Annotated in this window: 4 protein-coding genes; all 4 read right to left on the minus strand. The window is 45.0% G+C overall.

What is annotated here, in order from left to right; translation table 11 throughout:
* Nucleotides 1-18: 18 nt before the first annotated feature.
* Genes lpxK through HUJ19_RS04065 form a run of 4 tightly spaced genes read right to left on the minus strand, consistent with a single transcriptional unit; the run spans nt 19 to nt 3,881 of the window.
* Nucleotides 19-984 (minus strand): tetraacyldisaccharide 4'-kinase, encoded by a 966-nt coding sequence (gene lpxK / locus HUJ19_RS04050; protein ID WP_290622396.1) that lies wholly within the window; start codon nt 982-984, stop codon nt 19-21.
* A gap of 34 nt (nt 985-1,018) precedes the next feature.
* Entirely contained in the window at nt 1,019-2,767 is a 1,749-nt protein-coding gene (gene msbA / locus HUJ19_RS04055; RefSeq protein WP_290622397.1) for a lipid A export permease/ATP-binding protein MsbA, read from the minus strand.
* 7 nt (nt 2,768-2,774) lie between these two features.
* On the minus strand, nt 2,775-3,197 hold the full coding sequence (locus HUJ19_RS04060; protein WP_290622398.1) for a biopolymer transporter ExbD: 423 nt from the start codon (nt 3,195-3,197) through the stop codon (nt 2,775-2,777).
* 30 nt (nt 3,198-3,227) lie between these two features.
* Nucleotides 3,228-3,881 carry a MotA/TolQ/ExbB proton channel family protein gene (locus tag HUJ19_RS04065; RefSeq protein WP_290622399.1) on the minus strand — a complete coding sequence of 218 codons (654 nt, stop codon included), beginning with the start codon at nt 3,879-3,881 and terminating at the stop codon, nt 3,228-3,230.
* Nucleotides 3,882-3,964: the final 83 nt, after the last annotated feature.

Raw genomic sequence — 3,964 nt, forward strand, 5'->3', positions numbered from 1 at the left:
ACCAGAACATCTAAAAGTTTATGATTCATGCGTTATAGCCTTAATCTGTTCCATTAACGACTCTAAAAACTGTTTAGACAGTTTAGCGCTAACGGGTAAAAAATAAAAACGCTCATCAGCAAAAGACAAGCATTTCACAGCATCTTTTTCAGTCATGACGATATTGGTTTGAAATGACTCAAAATCCTGTTTTGAAAATTGATAATGATCCGGGAAAGACTGACGCTCGAATTGATAACCCAAGCCTTCAAGCGTGTTATAAAAACGTTCAGGATTCCCAATGGCTGCCACTGCGGTAAAAGGCTCTCTGAATTCAATATCATGGTCATTAATGGCCTGAATAGGCTCCGGCTCAAGCAGCATGTCTTTGCCATTGACGATGATATGGTCAGCCTGTTTAAGGCGTGATTTTGGCTCGCGCAATGGGCCAAACGGCATCAGCCAGCCATTGCCCAGTTTTCTATTAGCATCTATCACCACAATCTCAATATCACGCTGCAAGGCATAATGCTGCAAGCCGTCGTCGCAAATAATGATGTTGCAGCCTTGAGCTTCCAGCTGTTGTGCGCCACGTGCTCGAATAGGATCAACCACGACTGGCACTTGAGTTCTACGGCGAATTAAGAAAGGTTCGTCACCTGACTCCGAAGCTGGCGTTGATTCGGTTACCGTTAAAGGATAATGCTCAGACTTGCCGCCATAGCCGCGACTAATTAATCCCGGCTTATAGCCCTGGCTTTTGAGCAGTTCCAGAAGGTAAATCGCCAGAGGAGTTTTGCCAGTACCACCGACAGTGATATTGCCGATAACGATGACAGGAGTCTTGAGTTTAGTGGATTTAAAAAGGCCAATTCGATAAAAGAAACGGCGCAGCCAGACAATGATTCTCAGCAGCAAATGGAATGGCCAGAACAACCAGAGCCACCAGATAGTTTTGCGGTACCACAATGACTCAAAAAACTGTTGGCTTTTGGAAATGGCCATGCCCTATCCTGCTTATTCGCTAATTATTCGCGGCTTATTCGTTAAATTGCATTTGATATAAACGGGTGTACTCACCATTTTTATCAAGCAATTCCTGGTGACTTCCTGACTCGATAATCACACCGTCTTTTAGCACTAAGATTCTATCGGCGCTTTCAATAGTCGATAAACGGTGAGCAACCACAACGGTCGTTCTATCCTTCATCAACTCTTCGAGGGCTTCCTGAATATGACGCTCAGATTCAGTATCCAATGCCGAAGTGGCTTCATCAAGGATCAGAATCGGCGCATCTTTCAGCATGGCGCGAGCAATAGCGATACGCTGTCTTTGACCACCAGAAAGCATCACACCATTATCGCCGACTACCGTATCCAGGCCCTGTGGAAGTTTCTCGATAAATTCCCAAGCATGAGCATTTTTAGCTGCCTTGATAATATCCTCATCAGACACTTCATCCATGCGGCCATAAGCAATATTATGACGAATGGTATCGTTAAACAGCACTACACTTTGCGATACAGTAGCGATCTGTTTACGCAATGAATCAAGAGTCAGTTCTTGAATCGGAATTCCATCAATTAACAAGTCGCCCTGATTAATGTTATAAAGACGTTGCAGCAAACTGGCGATGGTACTTTTACCACTGCCTGACTTACCTACTAATGCAATCGACTGACCAGCGGGCACATTGAAAGAAATATCGTTAAGTACCTTTTCATCAGGTTTATAACCAAAGCTGACGTGCTTGAACTCAATGGAACCATCAGCCTTATCAATCACTTTGCTACCTTCATCTGGCTCATTAGGCAGGTCTAGAATATCAAACACACTCTGCGCACCGGCGATACCGCGCTGCAAATGGGTATTGACGTTGCTGACTTCTTTTAATGGGCGCAGAATCATCGCCATCAGCGTAATAAAGGAAATTAACTCACCTTCTGATATACGATCATTAAGCATTTCCTGGCTGCCAAAATACATAATGGCGGCAAAACCAATACCCGCAATAAACTGAATGACAGGCGATGCCAGCCCTTTGGTCGCAATCAGTTTCATATCCTGCTGACGATTACGATTAGCCTGTTTGTTGAAGTTCTCAATTTCGCGTTCTGTACCGCCAAAGATTTTAATAACTTGATTGGCCTTAATGGATTCTTCGGCTGCTCGAGTCACATCACCTACTACGTTCTGAATACTGCTACTGACTTTCTTCAAACGGCGTGCACTGACTTTAATCACCCAGCCAACGACTGGAACCAAAATGAATAAGAATAGTGTTAATCGCCAGCTGGTAATCGCCATGAAAGTGATAATAAAGACAATGGTGCCACCAGCACGCAGAGCTGATGTGATGGCGTCAGAACTAGCCACCGCAACTTGTTCAGTATTAAAGGTTAAGGTCGATAAAAGATTACCGGGAGCGCGCTTGGAGAAGAATTCAGTCGGCTGACGAACGAAATGCTCGTATAACTGTTCGCGTAGAGTCTGGACGACTTTACGCCCCACCCAGCCCATACAGTAAACCGAGACAAAATTGAAAATGCCGCGCAGGAAAATTGCGCCCATAATAAAGAGCGGCGTTTTGACCAATAGAAAGTAGCTGTCACGCGCTTTAATACCATCATCAATCAGGTATTTAATCGAGTTAACAAAATAGGTTTCTACCAGTGCAAAGAGAATGTTCGCGACCACACCAACGATAAATACCGCTTTGTATTTTTTGGTGAAGCCTAACAGGCGTTTGTAAATTTCCCAGCCTGTGTAGTTTTTTGGTTCAGTCATGAGTCGACTAGTCTTGAGTATCCGATTTCGGTTGTTGCGTAGCCAGTGTCAGATTATTAAAACCTACTTGCCCTGCTGCGTCCATAACGCTAATCACCGACTGATATGGCGCCTGAGCGTCTGCATTAATGACCAGCGGGGTTGCAGGATCATTGGCTACCTGCGTAATGGCGTCCTTTATAGTCTCTAGTTGGCGATTAATCAAGCCCTGACCATTAACAAACACCTCGCCATCCTTATTGATACTGATTTCAATAACTTCCGGCAGCTGCTCAGCAACTTCGCCATTGGCTTCCGGTAGATCCAGACTGATTTTGCTTTCTTTCTTAAAACTGGTCGAAACCATAAAGAAAATCAGCAACAAAACCACCACATCAATCAGTGGTGTCAGATTCAGCTGCAACTCTTCTCTTTTCTTGTTTTGCCACATATTCGTTACAAGGCCTGCTCGTTAGTCGGCTTAGTTACCAGTGAAAATTTCACGTTCGCCATGCAGAACATCCACCATCTTCAAGGCTTCCTGCTCCATTTCACTGACCAACTCTTCAACGCGACGGGTAAAGTGACGATGCATAACCAAGGTCGGAATTGCCACAGCCATACCGGCAGCCGTTGTGATCAAAGCTTCCGAGATACCGCCTGCCAGAGCATCAGCATTACCCACACCCTGCACACGAATCACCGTAAACACCCGAATCATACCGATTACAGTACCCAAAAGACCTAACAGCGGTGTCACCAAAGCAATCGAACCCAAAGTATTCAGGAAACGTTCCAGACGCACTACAACTGCACGCCCCGCCTCATTAATACTGGCTTTCATCGCCGCACGACCGTGCTGATGGTTTAACAGACCGGCCGTTAAAACTTCACCCAACGCCGAGCTATTTTTCAAGTCGCGCATCTTGGTCTTATCAAACTGACCATTCTTAATCCAGGTCCAAACCTGAGCAACCAGATGCTTCGGCAGAATACGGTTACGTTGCAGGCTCCAGAAGCGCTCAACGATAATACCCATAGCAATTAAAGAACACAGCGTAATTGGCACCATCGTCCAACCACCTGTTTTAAGCAGATCAAACAACATGCCGCTTGAGGTAGCAAATAAAGGCATATCTCCCCTCGTCATTGAAAAAGACTGATAAATCACCGGCTTATCATCATATTATTGCCAGCTTATAGTTTACTTTGGCCAAC

The sequence above is a fragment of the Kangiella sp. genome, from assembly GCF_014762745.1.
Taxonomy (GTDB): domain Bacteria; phylum Pseudomonadota; class Gammaproteobacteria; order Enterobacterales; family Kangiellaceae; genus Kangiella.

What these genes read in the sequence shown, in the direction of transcription:
- lpxK (WP_290622396.1), bottom strand. Translation starts at nt 984, where the DNA reads ATGGCCATTTCCAAAAGCCAACAGTTTTTTGAGTCATTGTGGTACCGC.
- msbA (WP_290622397.1), bottom strand. Translation starts at nt 2,767, where the DNA reads ATGACTGAACCAAAAAACTACACAGGCTGGGAAATTTACAAACGCCTG.
- HUJ19_RS04060 (WP_290622398.1), bottom strand. Translation starts at nt 3,197, where the DNA reads ATGTGGCAAAACAAGAAAAGAGAAGAGTTGCAGCTGAATCTGACACCA.
- HUJ19_RS04065 (WP_290622399.1), bottom strand. Translation starts at nt 3,881, where the DNA reads ATGCCTTTATTTGCTACCTCAAGCGGCATGTTGTTTGATCTGCTTAAA.